This window comes from Pseudomonas sp. HN11 (assembly GCF_021390155.1).
Taxonomy (GTDB): Bacteria; Pseudomonadota; Gammaproteobacteria; order Pseudomonadales; family Pseudomonadaceae; genus Aquipseudomonas.
This window is the reverse complement of sequence record NZ_CP089985.1, coordinates 6,097,270-6,113,437: the sequence shown is the minus strand read 5'-3', so window position 1 is coordinate 6,113,437 and position 16,168 is coordinate 6,097,270. Positions and strand designations below refer to the sequence as shown.

Sequence of the window (16,168 nt, the reverse complement as noted above, 5' to 3'; positions counted from 1 at the left end):
GGAGTTTTGTGATGTCAGCGCCTTCTGTTGTGATTGCCGGATGTGGCGATGTGGGGAGTCGGCTGGCCAGCCAATTGCTCGCCTCGAAATGGGAGGTCCATGGCCTGCGTCGTGATATTTCGCGGCTGCCCGACGGAGTGATCGGCATCGCCGGCGACCTGTTCAAGAAAGATTGCCCTGACACCTGGCCGATTGGCGGGGTGGATTACCTGGTGTACTGCGCGGCTGCGACTGACCATGACGAGGCAGGCTATCGTGCCGCTTACGTAGAAGGGCTGAAACATGTGCTGGAGTGGCTGGGCGATTACGGCCAGGAGCCGAAGCACCTGCTGTTTGTATCCAGCAGCAGTGTCTACGGGCAGCAAAATGGTGAGTGGGTCGACGAAACGTCCGAGACTCAAGCGAAGGGGTATTCCGGGCAGGTGATGCTGGAAGCCGAGCAAGTGGCGCTCAATAGCGGGTTCCCGGCCAGCATCGTGCGCCTCACCGGTATATATGGTCCCGGTCGCGAATGGCTGCTGAGTCAGGTCCGCCAGGGCTATCGGGTGGCAATCGACCCACCTTTATATGGCAACCGCATTCATGCGGAAGATGCAGCGGGTTTGCTGGCGTTTTTGTTGCGACATGTGGAGCAGGGTGGTTCGCTGGACAAGGTCTACATCGGCGTTGACGATGCGCCTGCGCCACTGGCGGAAGTAGTGGCGTGGTTGCGCGAGTATCTGGGTGTGACGGAGTGGTCCGAGGACGCCAGTGTGCGTCGTGCCGGCAGCAAGCAGTGCAGCAATGCCCGGGCCAAGGCTTTGGGCTGGACGCCGACTTACCCAACTTACCGCGAAGGCTACGCGGCGATCCTGAAAGGCTGAAATCCGGTGAAAAATGTGGAAGCGGGCTAGCTCCCACATTGGGATACGCGTTCGGCTGCTTATTGCTTTTCAAGCAGCCATTGGCGTGGTCCTGGCGTAAACGAAGGCACTTCATCCGCCTGTGCGGTGTTGATCGCTTGGAAGATCTCCAGTTGCTTACCCTTGCGGGTAAAGATCCACGGATTGCCCTGGCCATTCAATTGCAGCCAGATGCTGTCGTAGCCGCCGCTCATGGACGCGCAATCGCCCGCCAGGCACAGCGAGTACTGATCGACATTGGGCAGGCCGGCAACCTTGCCGTTTGCCTGGAACTGCACGATGGCGCCGCTGCCGAAGCCGTCGGCGATCTTCCAGTCGCCGCCCATGTAGGCCGCGTACAGCGCGCGCTCGAAGTTGGCGCCGATAGGCGCACCGTCAGGCGCGGGCTCTTTGGGGCGAGCAAACAGCTGTTCAGGTTCGTTGTCGTTGGCCACTTGCAGCAGCTGTTTGCGTTTGCGCTTGAGTTCGGTGGCGGAGCTGCCGTAGAAGTCCACGCTCCAGGCGCCGGACTTTTCACCCAGCAACTTGCCTTCGGCTACTTCAAAACCGTTGTAGTAGCGCGCCTGCGAGGCCTTGGTATTCACCTCCCACTCGAGGTTCGGTCCAAAGCTTTGCAGGGCTTCACGCAAAGGGCCGCCTTTGGCTGCCGCATCAATGGCGACCTGGTTGATCCAGGTGCCGCTCACATCCAGGTCGGCAGGGTCGCTGGCGCATCCGCCTAGTAACAGGGCGAGCAGTGATGAGGCTACAAGCGCTTTGCGCATCATGAAATCCTTTTAAAACGAAGTCGGCGCAGCCTATGGGGACTGCGCCGGGTGTTTTACTCGATGACCAGAATCGCGTCCATCTCAACCTGCGCACCCTTTGGCAGAGCGGCAACGCCGATGGCGGCACGGGCTGGGTACGGTTGTTCGAAGTACTTGCCCATGATCTCGTTGACCTTGGCGAAGTGGCTCAGGTCGGTCAGGAAGATGTTCAGCTTGACGATGTCCTTGAACGAGCCGCCGGCAGCTTCTGCCACGGACTTGAGGTTTTCGAAGACCTGTACGGTCTGTGCTTCGAAGCCTTCCACCAGTTCCATGGTCTTTGGGTCCAGCGGGATCTGGCCGGACATGTAGACGGTGTTGCCTGCCTTGATCGCCTGGGAGTAGGTGCCGATGGCGGCTGGGGCCTTGTCGCTGGTGATAACAGTCTTGGTCATGAATGACTCCTTGTAATGTGGCTTAGGCGCGCATGCGAGTGATGCGGATCACACCCGTCAAGGCACGCAGTTTCTTGATCACGCGGGCCAGGTGCACGCGGTCGTGAACGCTGACCACCAACTGGACCACGCTGATGCGACCATCGCGCTCGTCCATGCTGATTTTTTCGATATTGCCGTCGGCCGCGTTGACACTGCTGGCGAGCAGGGCGATGAGGCCACGCTGATGCTCCAGCTCCACCCTCAGCTCGACGTTGAATTCGCCGGTGACATCCTTGGCCCATGAGAGCTGGATGCATTTTTCCGGGTTGTGGCGGATTTCGGTGATATTGCGGCAGTTGTCCAGGTGTACGACCATGCCCTTGCCCGCCGACAAGTGGCCGACAATCGGATCGCCCGGGATTGGCGTGCAGCACTTGGCGTAGCTGAGCACCAGGCCTTCGGTGCCGCGAATCGCCAGCGGGCCTTCGGGGCTGGGCAACTGTTCGCCTTCGCCGAGCAGGCGACGGGCGACCACGTAGGCCATGCGGTTGCCCAAACCTATATCTTCCAGCAGGTCTTCGATGGTTTCCTGGCGATACTCGTGGAGCATCGCTTGCACACGCTCTGTAGGAATCTTGTCCAGGGCGCTGTCGAAACCGTTGAGCACCTTGTTCAGCAGGCGTTCGCCCAGGCTGATGGACTCGGAACGGCGTTGCAGCTTGAGCGCGTGACGGATGTGCGTGCGCGCCTTGCCGGTGACCACGAAGTTCAGCCAGGCCGGGTTCGGGCGTGCGCCCGGTGCGCTGACGATCTCGACCGTGGAGCCGCTTTGCAGCGGCTCGGACAGCGGCGCGAGGCGACGATTGATCCGACAGGCAATGCAGCTGTTGCCCACGTCAGTGTGCACGGCGTAGGCGAAGTCGACCGCCGTGGAGCCTTTGGGCAGCTCCATGATCCGGCCTTTGGGCGTGAACACGTAGACCTCGTCCGGGAACAGGTCGATCTTCACACTTTCAATAAATTCGAGGGAGTTGCCGGCACGTTGCTGCATTTCCAGCACGCCCTTGACCCACTGGCGGGCGCGGGCATGGGTGCCTTTTGGCTGCTCGTCCCCGCTGGATTTGTACAGCCAATGGGCGGCGATGCCGTTGTTGGCCATCTCTTCCATTTCGCGTGTGCGAATCTGGATCTCGATCGGCACCCCGTGCATACCAAACAGCGTGGTATGCAGCGACTGGTAGCCGTTGGCCTTGGGGATCGCGATGTAATCCTTGAAGCGCCCCGGTAAGGGTTTGTACAAATTATGTACAGCGCCCAGCACGCGGTAGCAGGTGTCGACTTTGTCGACGATGATCCGGAACGCATAGACGTCCATGATCTCGTTGAAAGCCCGGCGCTTGCCGCGCATCTTCTTGTAAATGCCGTAGATGTGCTTCTGCCGGCCGCTGACTTCGCCTTCGATCTCGTCGATCGCCAGGCAATGGCTCAGCGACTCTTCGATCTTGTTGACGATTTCCTTGCGGTTGCCCCGCGCACGCTTGACCGCCTGGTAGATGCGCGCCGAACGCATCGGGTGCATGGCTTTGAAGCCGAGGTCTTCGAATTCGATACGAATGGCGTGCATGCCCAGCCGATTGGCAATGGGCGCGTAGATTTCCAGGGTTTCCTTGGCGATGCGCCGGCGTTTCTCGCCGGACAGCACTTCCAGCGTGCGCATGTTATGCAGCCGGTCGGCCAGCTTGACCAGGATTACCCGGATATCGCGGGCCATGGCCATGGCCATCTTCTGGAAGTTTTCCGCCTGGGCTTCGGCCTTGGTCTCGAAATTCATCTGGGTCAGTTTGCTGACCCCGTCGACCAGTTCGGCCACGGTTTCGCCAAATTGCGCGCTGAGCGCTTCCTTGGCGATGCCGGTGTCTTCGATCACGTCATGCAGCATCGCGGCCATCAGGCTTTGATGGTCCATGTGCATGTCGGCAAGAATGTTTGCCACCGCAAGAGGATGGGTGACATACGCCTCGCCGCTGCGGCGGCGTTGGCCGTCGTGGGCTTGTTCGGCGTAGAAGTACGCTCGACGGACCAGGTTGACCTGGTCTGGGCCGAGGTAGGCCGATAAGCGATCGGCGAGGGCGTCTATGCTCGGCAAAGTGTGAACTCCTGCCGTTGGCTGTGACCCCGCGCCGTGCTACGTCGACCAGGCATAGGCTTAGACGGCCTCGTTGGACTCATCCTCGAACGCTGCAAACAGCGGTTCGTCTTCAACGATCTCGGCGTTGGCGATGAACTCGTAGCTCATCAGGCCTTCTGCGATTTCACGCAGGGCGACTACAGTCGGCTTGTCGTTTTCCCACTGGACCAGAGGCTCTTTGCCGCCAGTGGCCAGTTGACGGGCACGCTTGGTAGAGAGCATGACCAGCTCAAAGCGGTTATCCACGTGTTCTAGGCAGTCTTCAACGGTTACGCGGGCCATGGTATTCCTCGGAGCGAATGCAAGATGCGCGCTGCCCGGTTGGGCGAGCGGACTGAACAGTTTAAAAAATCACCAGCGTTTAGGGAAGCGCTGATTTTTCGCAGGCCCTCGCAAAACCGCTACAAGTGCCAATTTAAAGCCCTTGCAGCGGTTTTGGGAAGAGCCAATCAGCCGAGCAGTTCGGCCAGTAATTTGCCGAAACGCTGCTGCTGACGCTTTTGCTGGAGCTGATTGGTGCGGAAAATTGCCTTCAAATCGTCCAGTGCGTGGGCAAAATCGTCGTTGATGATCAGGTAGTCGTAGTCGACGTAGTGGCTCATCTCGCTGACGGCTTCACGCATGCGGCCTTCGATGATCTCATCACTGTCCTGGCCGCGGTTGGTCAGGCGCTGGTGCAACGCTTCCAGCGAGGGCGGCAGGATGAAGATCGAGCGCGCCTGCGGCATCAGCTTGCGCACTTGCTCGGCGCCTTGCCAGTCGATTTCCAGGATCAGGTCGTGTCCCTCATCCAGGGTCTGCTGCAGGTGGCTTTGCGACGTGCCGTAGAGATTGCCGAACACTTCGGCGCGCTCCAGGAAGTCGCCGTGTTCGATCATCTTGACGAACTCGGTGCGCTCGACAAAGTGATAGTGCACGCCGTTCACCTCACCCGGACGCATGGCGCGGGTGGTGTGGGACACCGAGATCCGGATCTGCTCGTCAGCGTCGGTCAGGGCCTTGACCAGGCTGCTCTTGCCCGCGCCCGAAGGGGCGGAAATGATGTAAAGGGTGCCGGTGCTGTGGGTCATGGAGATTGCCTTACTCAATATTCTGTACTTGTTCGCGCATCTGCTCGATCAACACTTTGAGGTTGACCGCAGCCTGGGTGCTGCGCGGGTCGAACGCCTTGGAGCCCAGTGTATTGGCTTCGCGGTTGAGTTCCTGCATCAGGAAGTCCAGGCGCCGACCGGCGGCACCGCCGGATTTGAGCACGCGGCGCACTTCGAGGATGTGGGTGCTCAGGCGATCGAGCTCTTCGGCAACGTCGCTCTTCTGCGCCAGCAGGACCATTTCCTGCTCCAGGCGCGTCGGGTCGAGGTCGGCCTTCATGTCGGTGAAGCGGTCGAGCACCTTCTGGCGCTGGGTCGCGAGCATCTGTGGGACCAACTCACGCAGGGTGACGACGTCTTCTTCGATAGCGGTCAGGCGCTCGTTGATCAGGCGGGCCAGCTCGGCGCCTTCACGCTCGCGGCCGGCCCTGAGCTCCTTGAGGCCCTGATTGAACAGGGCCAGGGCTTCGGCATTGAGGGCTTGCGGGTCGGTGGCGTCGGCCACCAGTACGCCGGGCCAGGCCAGCACTTCCAGCGGGTTGAGCGCGGCGGGTTGTTTGATCAGTCCGGCGATGGTTTCGGCGGCGGCGACCAATTGCGCGGCGCGGTCGCGGTCAATCTGCAAGGCTTTGCCGGTGGTTTCTTCGGTGAAACGCAGGGTGCATTCCAGCTTGCCACGGGAAATACCCTGGCGCAGCGCTTCACGCACGGCGCCTTCGAGGTCGCGGAACGATTCCGGCAGGCGCAGGTGCGGCTCCAGGTAACGGCTGTTGACCGAGCGCAGCTCCCAGCTCAGGGTGCCTTGGACGCCGGCTTTCTCGACGCGGGCGAAGGCGGTCATGCTGTGCACCATGGAGGTACCTCGCGTTGCAGCCCGAAAACACGGGCTGATGATTAAGAAGGCGCAGGATTGTAGCGCAGTGGGGCGGACACGCCCAAACCCGAGCATTCGTAACCGGATTTTTTAGCAGTGCCCCGAATCGGCTCGCGGCTCTATAATGCTCGGCAGTTTTTCGTCCTCAGTACAGGTGTCTCCCTATGAAACGTCCAAGTGGTCGCGCTGCCGATCAGCTCCGCTCGATCCGCATCACCCGCAACTACACCAAACACGCCGAGGGGTCTGTACTGGTCGAGTTTGGCGATACCAAGGTCATCTGCACCGTCAGCGTCGAAAACGGCGTGCCGCGTTTCCTCAAAGGCCAGGGCCAGGGTTGGTTGACCGCCGAGTACGGCATGCTGCCGCGTGCCACCGGCGAGCGTAACCAGCGTGAAGCCAGCCGTGGCAAGCAGGGCGGCCGTACCCTGGAAATCCAGCGCCTGATTGGTCGCTCCCTGCGCGCCGCCCTGGACATGTCCAAGCTGGGCGATGTCACCCTCTACGTCGACTGCGACGTGATCCAGGCCGACGGCGGCACCCGTACCGCGTCCATCACCGGCGCCATGGTGGCCCTGGTTGACGCACTCAAAGTGATCAAGAAGCGTGGCGGCCTGAAGGGCGGTGACCCGCTCAAGCAGATGATCGCCGCTGTGTCGGTAGGCATGTACCAGGGCGAGCCTGTGCTGGACCTGGACTACCTGGAAGACTCGGCCGCCGAGACTGACCTGAACGTGGTCATGACCAGCACCGGTGGTTTCATCGAAGTACAGGGCACCGCCGAGGGCGCGCCATTCCAGCCGGCCGAGCTGAACGCCATGCTGGCCCTGGCCCAGAAAGGCATGACCGAAATCTTCGAGCTGCAGAACGCCGCACTGGCTGACTGAGCTCGTCTCAAGGAGAAACGCTATGAATGACAGCAGCCAAATGCCGGTGCCTACGCCTTCCTACGAAGTGCGCCAGGGGGCAATGTTGTGCCATCTCGCGGCGTTTCTGGGCTTCGTGTTCCCGTTTGGCAGTGTCGTGGGGCCACTGATCTTGTGGCAGATGAAGAAAGAAGTGGACCCGTTCATTGATGATCAGGGCAAAGAGGCGCTGAATTTCCAGATCACTGTAGCCATCGCTTGGATAGCTTGCATTGTGCTGGCTTTCGCGGTGATTGGTTTTTTCCTGATGGTTGCCCTGGCGATCACCACGGTGGTGCTGACCATCATTGGCAGCATCAAGGCCAACAAGGGGATTGTTTATCGCTACCCCTTGACCTGGCGCCTGATCAAATAATGAACACCACAAAAAAACCGACAGCAATGTCGGTTTTTTTGTGCCTGGAAAAAGACCTCAGATGGTCAGTGTCCAGTCGTAGTCCACGATCAGCGGCGCGTGTTGCGAGAAGCGTGGCTGGCGCGGCAGGCGTGCGCTACGAACGAACCGGCGCAGACCTGGGGTCAGCAACTGGTAGTCGAAACGCCAGCCCAGGTTAAGCATCTCAGCCTGTTCGTTATCCGGCCACCAGCTGTACTGGTCACCTTCGCGGCTGACTTCGCGCAGGGCATCCACATAGCCCATGTTGCCGACAATCTCGTCCATCCAGGCCCGTTCCGGCGCCAGGAAGCCCGGTGATTGCTGGCTGTCGCGCCAGTTCTTGATATCCAGCTTCTGTTGCGCCACGTACAGCGAGCCACAATAAATGTACTCGCGACGTTTGCGTCGCTGTTTATCCAGGTAACGGGCGAAATCGTCCATTAGCTTGAACTTCTGGTTCAAGTCTTCATCGCCGTTCTGCCCCGAAGGAAGCAGCAAGGTCGCGATGCTGACCTTATCGAAATCGGCTTGCAGGTAGCGCCCGTAGCGGTCGGCTGTCTCGAAGCCGAGGCCGCTGATGACCGCCTTGGGTTGCAACCGCGAATACAAAGCCACGCCACCTTGGGTGGGCACTTCGGCATCGCAGGCATAAAGGAAGTAGCCATCCAGTTGGAAGGCTGGGTCGTCCAGTTCAAAGGCGGAGGCGCGGGTATCCTGCAGGCAGATGACGTCGGCATTCTGGGCTTGCAGCCAACTGAGCAAACCACGCTCGACTGCAGCCTGAATACCATTAACGTTCACACTGATGATCCGCATAAATGGCCCCAAAAATCGCGTGCGTGTATGATACACGCCGTCTACCTAATTAGCTAAATCCGTGGTATCTGAGGCTTTTTTCATGCAGGCGTATCAACGCGATTTCATTCGTTTTGCCATCGATCGCGGCGTTTTGCGCTTCGGTGAGTTCACTTTGAAGTCCGGGCGCACCAGCCCGTACTTCTTCAATGCAGGCTTGTTCAACTCGGGATCGGCCCTGGCTCAGCTGGGTCGTTTCTATGCGGCCGCCATTGTTGAAAGCGGTATTCCCTTCGACGTCCTGTTCGGCCCGGCCTACAAAGGCATTCCCTTGGCCGCCGCGACTGCTGTGGCCCTGGCTGAACATCACGGGCAGGACCTGCCGTGGTGCTTCAACCGCAAGGAAGCCAAGGCTCACGGTGAAGGTGGCAGCCTGGTCGGGGCTCCGCTCAAGGGCGACGTGCTGATCATCGACGACGTGATCACCGCCGGTACTGCGATCCGCGAAGTGATGCAGATAATCGCTTCCCAGGACGGCGCCAAGGCTGCCGGCGTGCTGATCGCGCTGAACCGGCAGGAGCGTGGCAATGGTGAATTGTCGGCCATCCAGGAAGTCGAGCGCGATTTCGGCATTCCCGTGGTGAGCATCGTGTCGCTGAACCAGGTGCTGCAGTTCCTGGAAGATGATCCGCAGCTCAAGCAACACCTGCCGGCGGTGAAGGCGTACCGCGAGCAGTTCGGCGTTCAGTAATCGCCGGGCAATGAAAAAAGGCCCCGCTCAATCCGATTGAGCGGGGCCTTTTGTTTACTGGCGTTTAAGGACGCTTGCGGTTACTGATCAACGTACCCATGCCGGTATCCGTGAAGATTTCCAGCAATACCGCGTTCGGTACGCGGCCATCGATGATCAGCGAGCTGCCCACGCCGCCTTGCACCGCTTCCAGCGCGCAACGGATCTTGGGCAACATGCCGCCGTAGATGGTGCCATCGGCGATCAACTCGTCCACTTGTTGCGTGGTCAAACCGGTCAACACTTTGCCTTCCTTGTCCATCAGGCCGGCGATGTTGGTCAGCAGCATCAGCTTTTCAGCTTTCAGCGCTTCGGCCACTTTGCCGGCCACCAGATCGGCGTTGATGTTGTAGGACTCGCCGTTCGCGCCCACGCCGATAGGCGCGATCACCGGGATGAAATCGCCTTTCACCAACAGGTTCAGCAGGTCGGTGTTCACGCCGACCACTTCGCCCACCTGGCCGATGTCGATGATTTCCGGCTGGGTCATTTCCGGCGTCTGACGGGTCACGGTCAGTTTTTTCGCGCGGATCAGCTCCGCGTCCTTGCCGGTCAGGCCGATGGCGCTGCCGCCATGGCGGTTGATCAGGTTGACGATGTCCTTGTTGACCTGGCCGCCGAGCACCATCTCCACCACGTCCATGGTCTGCGCGTCAGTGACGCGCATGCCATCGATGAAGTGACTCTCGATCGACAAGCGCTTGAGCAGGTCGCCGATTTGCGGGCCGCCACCGTGGACCACCACCGGGTTGATCCCCACGGCTTTCATCAACACGATGTCGCGGGCAAAGCCGGTTTTCAGCTCGTCGCTTTCCATGGCATTGCCGCCGTACTTGATCACCAGCGTCTTGCCGACATAGCGTCGGATGTAAGGCAACGCTTCGGACAGGACCTTGGCAGTGTTGGCAGCGGCTTCGCGTTCGAGGGTCATTCAGGGCTCCGGTAAAAAATCAGAACGGTAATTGGAGATCAGGGGCAACACGTTTCAACTGGGCGTGGAACACGTCCTTGATGCGCTGCAACTCAGCCTCGGTATCCGCCTCGAAACGCAGGACCAGCACCGGTGTGGTGTTGGACGCGCGAACCAGGCCCCAGCCTTTGGCGTAATCGACTCGCACACCATCAATGGTGGTCAGGTTGGCACCTTCGCCCCATTGCGCATCGTGCAGTGCGTCAATGATGCTGAATTTGCTCTCCTCGGTCACATGGATATTGATCTCTGGCGTAGAAATATCGTTCGGGAAGGTCTGGAACAGCTCTTCGGCGGTGGATTTTTCCTTGCTGAGGATCTCCAGCAGGCGCGCAGCGCTGTAAATACCGTCGTCAAAGCCAAACCAGCGTTCCTTGAAGAACACGTGACCGCTCATTTCGCCGGCCAACAGCGCACCGGTTTCCTTCATTTTCTTTTTGATCAACGAGTGACCGGTCTTCCACATTAACGGACGGCCGCCGTATTCCTTGATCAGCGGGGTGAGGCGGCGGGTGCACTTCACGTCGAAAATGATCTCGGCGCCAGGGTTGCGCGCGACCACATCGCGGGCGAACAGCATCAGCAGGCGGTCCGGGAACACGATTTCGCCCGTTTCGGTCACCACGCCCACGCGGTCGCCGTCACCGTCGAAAGCCAGGCCGACGTCAGCCCCGGTTTCCTTGACCTTGGCGATCAGGTCCACCAGGTTCTCCGGCTTGCCTGGGTCCGGGTGGTGGTTGGGGAAGTTACCGTCCACCTCACAGAACAACGGAATCACCTCGCAATTCAGCGCTTCGAGCAGCTGCGGGGCGATCACGCCCGCCGCCCCGTTGCCGCAGTCCACTACCACTTTGAGGCGGCGCGCGAGTTTGACGTCACGGGTAATTTCATCAGAGTAGCGTTGCAGGATGTCGACTTTGGTGATGGTGCCCTTGCCGCTGGTCAGATCGTTGTTTTTCAGGCGGTCGTGCAGGGCCTGGATCTGTTCGTTGGCCAGAGTATCGCCAGCGATGACGATCTTGAAACCGTTGTAGTCCGACGGGTTATGGCTGCCGGTGAGCATCACCCCGGATTTGCCGGCCAGGACGTTGGCGGCATAGTACAACGCCGGCGTCGGCACCAGGCCCACATCGCTGACATGGCAACCGCTATCGGCCAGGCCTTGGATCAGTTGTTCCACCAACTCCGGGCCGGACAGACGACCGTCTCGACCGACCGAAACATTGGGCTCATCCTGGGCCAGGCTCTGGGAACCGATGGCGCGGCCAATCCAGTAGGCGGTTTCGGCAGTCAGGGTCTTGGGCACCACGCCACGAATGTCATAGGCGCGAAAAATGCTGTCGGGGAATGTCGGGGCTACGCGGGCTGCGGTAGTCATAGCGGGGGGAAACTCCATCTGAAGGGGGCAAGGCTGGCCTTAATGTGGCTGACCGGCAGGCTCAAACTGAAGGGTATGACGGTGTTTTCGGCAGAGAGTTCGTGGTGCAAAAATGCCATCGGAGCGCCGGCTCCGTCTTTAATACTGCGTAATACATTGATTTATAAGATTAAATCTCGCTGATTAAGTCCGCGCATTCTTCGTCCTGAAAAGCCTTGCGGTGGCCTCGGGCCGGGCAACGCCGCCCGGCCAGATTCAGCTTAGTCAGTGACTGCCGGAATGCCCAAAACCGCCTGCGCCGCGCTGGGTTTCATCAAATTCCTGTACCAGTTCGAAGTGCGCCTGCACCACCGGCACCAGTACCAACTGGGCAATGCGCTCGCCGACGGCGATGTTGAAGGCGGTCTGGCCCCGGTTCCAGCACGACACCATCAGTTCGCCCTGGTAGTCCGAGTCGATCAGGCCGACCAGGTTGCCCAGCACGATGCCGTGTTTGTGGCCCAGGCCGGAGCGCGGCAGGATCAGCGCCGCCAAGCCAGGGTCGCCCACGTAGATCGACAGGCCGGTCGGAATCAGAATGGTCTGTCCCGGCTCAAGAATCGTGTCTTGCTTGAGCATGGCGCGCAGGTCGAGACCGGCGGAACCCGGCGTGGCGTAGGCTGGCAGTGGGAATTCGGTGCCGATGCGTGGGTCGAGGATCTTGGCTTGCAAAGCGTGCATGAAATTAAACCTGATTCAGCCGTTGGGCGATAAAAGAGATCAGTTGGCGGGCAATCTTGCCCTTGCTGGTCTGGGCGAAAAGGGTGGCGTGCAGGTCGCGGTCAATAACGCTGCAAGCGTTTTCCTCGCTGTTGAAGCCGATGCTCGGGTTGGCGACATCATTGGCAACGATCAGGTCGAGGTTTTTGTCTTTCAATTTGCGTGCGGCGTAGTCCAGCAAATGCTCGGTCTCAGCGGCGAAGCCGACACTGAACGGACGGTCCGGACGGGTGGCGATGGTGGCCAAGATGTCTGGGTTGCGTACCATTTGCAGGAGTAGGCCGTCGCCGCTTGTAGGGTCTTTCTTGAGTTTTTGCGGGGCGACCACTTCCGGGCGGTAGTCCGCAACCGCTGCCGAGGCGATAAACAAGTCGCACGGAATGGCCGCCTCGCAGGCCGCCAGCATGTCCCGGGCGCTGACTACGTCGATTCGCGTGGCCCGATCCGGGGTCGGCAAATGTACCGGACCGGTGATCAAGGTGACGCGCGCGCCTGCCTCGACCGCTGCTTCAGCCAGGGCAAAGCCCATTTTTCCTGAGCTATGGTTGGTGATGTAGCGCACCGGGTCGATGTTTTCCTGGGTCGGGCCGGCGGTGATCAGCACATGCTTGCCGGTGAGGGCCAGGTGCTGGAAGCACTCGGCGGCGCACAGCGCCAGGTCGGTGGCTTCGAGCATGCGACCCATGCCGACGTCGCCGCAGGCTTGGCTACCGGACGCCGGACCGAACACCTTGAGGCCCCGGCTTTGCAGGAGTTGGGTGTTGGCCTGGGTGGCCGGGTCGCGCCACATGGCCTGGTTCATGGCCGGGGCGATGGCGACGGTGGCGTCGGTGGCCAGTACCAGGGTGGTCAGCAGGTCATCGGCGATGCCTTGGGCCAGGCGGGCGATCAGGTCGGCGGTGGCCGGCGCGATCAGCACCAGATCGGCCCATTTGGCCAGCTCGATATGGCCCATGGCGGCTTCGGCGGCCGGGTCCAGCAGGTCCAGGTGAACCGGGTGGCCGGACAGCGCTTGCATGGTCAGTGGGGTGATGAACTCACTGCCACCGCGGGTCATGACAACGCGCACTTCGGCGCCTTGGTCCAGGAGCCTGCGAACCAGTTCTGCGCTCTTGTAGGCGGCAATGCCGCCGCCAACGCCGAGAACGATGCGTTTCCGATACAGACGCTGCATTGGTTTGCCTTTCCAGTTCAGTGATGCCAGTCAGTGATGCCTGCGATGCCCCCTCCCCAGGGGAAATCACATGCAAAAAAGAGGGCCTACGATAACACAGCGTCCGCGAGGCAGCAGCGGCGCACACAGGGAGGTGGGATGAGTATTCGCGATTGGCCGGTGGCAGAGCGGCCCCGGGAAAAGCTTTTGGAATGGGGCGCAGCGAGCCTGTCGGACGCCGAACTGCTGGCGATCTTCCTGCGTACCGGGGTTTCCGGTCGCAGCGCGGTAGACCTGGCGCGCCATCTGTTGGCGCAATTTGGCGGCTTGCGTCCGTTGCTGGAGGCCAGCCAGGCGCTGTTCAGCCAGCAATTGGGGCTGGGGCCGGCCAAGTTTGCCCAGTTGCAGGCGGTGCTGGAAATGTCCCGTCGCCACATGGCTGAGCGCCTGCGCAAGGATTCTGTGCTGGAAAGCCCGGTGGCTGTACGTGATTACCTCAAGGCGCTGTTGCGCCACGAGCCTCACGAGACCTTCGGTTGCCTGTTTCTGGATTCCAAACATCGGGTGCTGGGTTTCGAGGCGTTGTCCCAGGGCACCATCGATGCGGCGATGGTTTATCCTCGGCAAGTGGTCAAGCGCGCCCTGGCCTACAACGCGGCGGCGTTGATCCTGTGCCACAACCACCCTTCCGGCAGCCTTGAGCCCAGTGCGGCTGATCGAAAATTGACCAGGCTGCTGCAAAAAGCGTTGGAAATGGTGGATGTTCGAGTGCTGGACCACATTATCGTGGGAGATGGAGACCCGTTGTCGATGGCGGAGTACGGGTGGATGTAGGAGGGAAGCAGTTGCAAGGTTGAAGCTGCAAGCCTCAAGTGGGCTTGCAGCTTGCAGCTTGCAGCTTGCAGCTTAGGGCTTGACGCTGACCTTCGAGAAATCCTGGCGCCCGAATGGACTTACCTGGTAGCCCTCGACATTCCTGCGGGCCAGGGCAAACGCGGTTGGGTGCGCAAGTGGCAACCACAGCGCCTGCTGCTGGATCTGCGCCTGGGCCTGCTGGTAGAGCTTGCTGCGTACGCCTTGCTCGCTGGTGGTCTTGCCCGCGCTGATCAGCTTGTCCAGCGCGGGGTCGCAGTAGCGCGCGAAGTTGGTGCCGGACTTCACCGCCGCGCATGAGAACTGCGGGGTCAGGAAGTTATCCGGGTCGCCGTTGTCGCCGGCCCAGCCCATGAACAGCAAATCGTGTTCACCAGCCTTGGCGCGACGGATCAGTTCGCCCCACTCGATCACGCGGATTTCTGCCTGGATGCCGACCTTGGCCAGGTCAGCCTGCAACAGTTGTGCACCGAGGTTCGGGTTGGGGTTCAGCAGGCTGCCGGTGGGGCGGGTCCAGATAGTGGTCTTGAAACCGTCCTTGAGGCCGGCACGGTTCAGCAGCGCCTTGGCCTTGGCGAAGTCCTGAGGATAACCCGGCAGGTCCTTGGCGTAGCTCCAGGTGTTGGGCGGGTAAGGGCCGTTGGCGGCTTCGGCGGTGCCTTCAAACACGGCCTTGAGGTAGCTACCCTTGTCGAAGGCCAGGTTGATTGCCTGGCGTACTTCGGGCTTGTCCAATGGCGGGTGCTGGCTGTTGATGGCCACGAAGGCGGTCATGAAGGCAGCGGTTTTCTCCACTTTGAGTGCCGGGTCCTTTTCGGCCTCGCCTACATCGAGCGGCTTGGGCGACAGGGCAATCTGGCATTCGTCGCGATGCAGTTTCTGCAGGCGCACGTTGGCGTCCGGGGTGATGGCGAAGATCAAGTTATCCACAGCCGGTTTGCCGGCGAAGTAATCCGAATTGGCTTTGTAGCGCACCACGGCATCTTTCTGGAATCGGCTGAAGACGAACGGCCCGGTGCCGATTGGCTGGCTGTTAAGTTTCTCCGGCGTGCCGGCCTTGAGCAGTTTGTCGGCGTATTCCGCCGGGTAGATCGAGGCAAAACCCATGCTCAGGGCGGCGAGGAAGGTGGAGTCGGCGTGATCCAGGGTGAAACGCACGGTCAGCGGGTCGAGAGCGTCGATTTTCTTGACCAGCGTCGGCAGTTGCAACGACTGGGCGTGAGGGAATCCGCTCTGGGCGATCTTGTGCCAGGGGTTGGCTGGGTCGAGCATGCGCTCGAAGCTGAAGCGCACGTCTTCAGCGGTCAGGGTACGGCTGGGGGTGAAGTAGTCGGTGCGATGGAATTTCACATCCGGGTGCAGCTTGAAGGTATAGGTCAGACCATCCGGCGAGACTTCCCAGCTGTCTGCCAGGCTGGGCACCAATTTGCCGCTGGCCGCGTCGTAGTCCACCAGGCGGTTCATCAGCACGTCGGCCGAGGCATTGGTGGTGGTCAGCGAGTTGTATTGCACCACATCGAACCCTTCGGGGCTGGCCTCGGTGCAAACGCTCAGCGTGCTGGCTGCAGAGGCCAGCGGGGCGATAAAGAGAGGGGCTAGCAATAGCGGTAGGGCAGCGAGGCGCATGTTCGGTTTCCTTTGCAGATCGAAGGCCCATCTGCGAGTGCAGTCTGGAAAGGTCCTACCGTAGTGGTCTGATTGGTAAATGACTAGCCCATTTTTGCCTGTGCTTTTGCGCCAAATGCTGTTTTGATGGCACCTCAGCGCGTTTTGCCGAGCACTTCACCGTGCGTGCGGGCGCTGTAAATCATTCTGTGCGACGAGCGGTCGGCTGTGACAGCGGCCCCTCCTGGCAACGGTTCAGGCGCCTGTCGCCGAGATTTACGCCAGTAAAAGCACGCAGGCTGTTG

Annotated in this window: 16 protein-coding genes and 1 pseudogene; 5 read left to right on the top strand and 12 right to left on the bottom strand. The window is 60.5% G+C overall.

Features of this window, described 5'->3' with window-relative positions:
- Positions 1–11 precede the first annotated feature (11 nt).
- A complete protein-coding gene (locus LVW35_RS28185) occupies positions 12–863 on the top strand; it encodes an SDR family oxidoreductase (RefSeq protein WP_233892963.1) in 852 nt (283 codons plus the stop codon).
- A 59-nt stretch (positions 864–922) separates the two neighbouring features.
- On the opposite strand, the gene LVW35_RS28180 is transcribed toward LVW35_RS28185, so the two are convergent.
- The 6 genes from LVW35_RS28180 to LVW35_RS28155 form a co-directional block, all read right to left on the bottom strand.
- Positions 923–1,666 carry a hypothetical protein gene (locus LVW35_RS28180; protein ID WP_233892962.1) on the bottom strand — a complete coding sequence of 248 codons (744 nt, stop codon included), beginning with the start codon at positions 1,664–1,666 and terminating at the stop codon, positions 923–925.
- 56 nt (positions 1,667–1,722) lie between these two features.
- Complete coding sequence (locus tag LVW35_RS28175; RefSeq protein WP_003176922.1) at positions 1,723–2,103, bottom strand: RidA family protein; 381 nt, start codon at positions 2,101–2,103, stop codon at positions 1,723–1,725.
- 22 nt (positions 2,104–2,125) lie between these two features.
- Positions 2,126–4,231 (bottom strand): bifunctional GTP diphosphokinase/guanosine-3',5'-bis pyrophosphate 3'-pyrophosphohydrolase, encoded by a 2,106-nt coding sequence (gene spoT / locus LVW35_RS28170; RefSeq protein WP_016975931.1) that lies wholly within the window; start codon positions 4,229–4,231, stop codon positions 2,126–2,128.
- Positions 4,232–4,291: 60 nt separating this feature from the next.
- Positions 4,292–4,555, bottom strand: coding sequence for a DNA-directed RNA polymerase subunit omega (gene rpoZ, locus LVW35_RS28165; protein ID WP_003176920.1), 264 nt, complete (start codon positions 4,553–4,555; stop codon positions 4,292–4,294).
- A 167-nt stretch (positions 4,556–4,722) separates the two neighbouring features.
- Positions 4,723–5,343 carry a guanylate kinase gene (gene gmk, locus LVW35_RS28160; RefSeq protein ID WP_016975930.1) on the bottom strand — a complete coding sequence of 207 codons (621 nt, stop codon included), beginning with the start codon at positions 5,341–5,343 and terminating at the stop codon, positions 4,723–4,725.
- Between the two features lie 10 nt (positions 5,344–5,353).
- Positions 5,354–6,217, bottom strand: coding sequence for a YicC/YloC family endoribonuclease (locus tag LVW35_RS28155; protein ID WP_233892961.1), 864 nt, complete (start codon positions 6,215–6,217; stop codon positions 5,354–5,356).
- A 185-nt stretch (positions 6,218–6,402) separates the two neighbouring features.
- Between LVW35_RS28155 and rph the strand changes: the two genes are divergently transcribed.
- Entirely contained in the window at positions 6,403–7,125 is a 723-nt protein-coding gene (rph, locus tag LVW35_RS28150; protein ID WP_016975928.1) for a ribonuclease PH, read from the top strand.
- A 22-nt stretch (positions 7,126–7,147) separates the two neighbouring features.
- The gene (locus LVW35_RS28145) at positions 7,148–7,519 is read left to right on the top strand and encodes a DUF4870 domain-containing protein (protein WP_233892960.1); all 372 of its coding nucleotides are present in this window, start codon (positions 7,148–7,150) and stop codon (positions 7,517–7,519) included.
- Between the two features lie 57 nt (positions 7,520–7,576).
- Here the strand turns inward: LVW35_RS28145 and LVW35_RS28140 are convergent, their stop codons facing one another.
- Entirely contained in the window at positions 7,577–8,356 is a 780-nt protein-coding gene (locus LVW35_RS28140) for an exodeoxyribonuclease III (protein ID WP_003195493.1), read from the bottom strand.
- An 82-nt stretch (positions 8,357–8,438) separates the two neighbouring features.
- Here LVW35_RS28140 and pyrE point away from each other — a divergent pair, with 82 nt between their 5' ends.
- Positions 8,439–9,086 carry an orotate phosphoribosyltransferase gene (gene pyrE / locus LVW35_RS28135; protein ID WP_233892959.1) on the top strand — a complete coding sequence of 216 codons (648 nt, stop codon included), beginning with the start codon at positions 8,439–8,441 and terminating at the stop codon, positions 9,084–9,086.
- Between the two features lie 64 nt (positions 9,087–9,150).
- Here the strand turns inward: pyrE and argB are convergent, their stop codons facing one another.
- From argB to coaBC, 4 genes and pseudogenes are all read right to left on the bottom strand, one after another.
- Positions 9,151–10,056 carry an acetylglutamate kinase gene (gene argB, locus LVW35_RS28130; protein WP_016975925.1) on the bottom strand — a complete coding sequence of 302 codons (906 nt, stop codon included), beginning with the start codon at positions 10,054–10,056 and terminating at the stop codon, positions 9,151–9,153.
- A 19-nt stretch (positions 10,057–10,075) separates the two neighbouring features.
- A pseudogene (locus tag LVW35_RS28125) lies at positions 10,076–11,497 on the bottom strand (phosphomannomutase/phosphoglucomutase); the annotation flags it as partial.
- A 240-nt stretch (positions 11,498–11,737) separates the two neighbouring features.
- Entirely contained in the window at positions 11,738–12,193 is a 456-nt protein-coding gene (dut, locus tag LVW35_RS28120) for a dUTP diphosphatase (protein WP_233892958.1), read from the bottom strand.
- A gap of 4 nt (positions 12,194–12,197) precedes the next feature.
- Positions 12,198–13,406, bottom strand: a complete 1,209-nt coding sequence (coaBC, locus tag LVW35_RS28115) for a bifunctional phosphopantothenoylcysteine decarboxylase/phosphopantothenate--cysteine ligase CoaBC (protein ID WP_233892956.1) — start codon at positions 13,404–13,406, stop codon at positions 12,198–12,200.
- Between the two features lie 138 nt (positions 13,407–13,544).
- Between coaBC and radC the strand changes: the two genes are divergently transcribed.
- Positions 13,545–14,219: a RadC family protein gene (gene radC / locus LVW35_RS28110; protein WP_233892955.1), complete on the top strand. Its 675-nt coding sequence runs from the start codon at positions 13,545–13,547 to the stop codon at positions 14,217–14,219.
- Between the two features lie 72 nt (positions 14,220–14,291).
- Here the strand turns inward: radC and LVW35_RS28105 are convergent, their stop codons facing one another.
- Entirely contained in the window at positions 14,292–15,884 is a 1,593-nt protein-coding gene (locus LVW35_RS28105; RefSeq protein ID WP_233892954.1) for an ABC transporter substrate-binding protein, read from the bottom strand.
- Positions 15,885–16,168 lie beyond the last annotated feature (284 nt).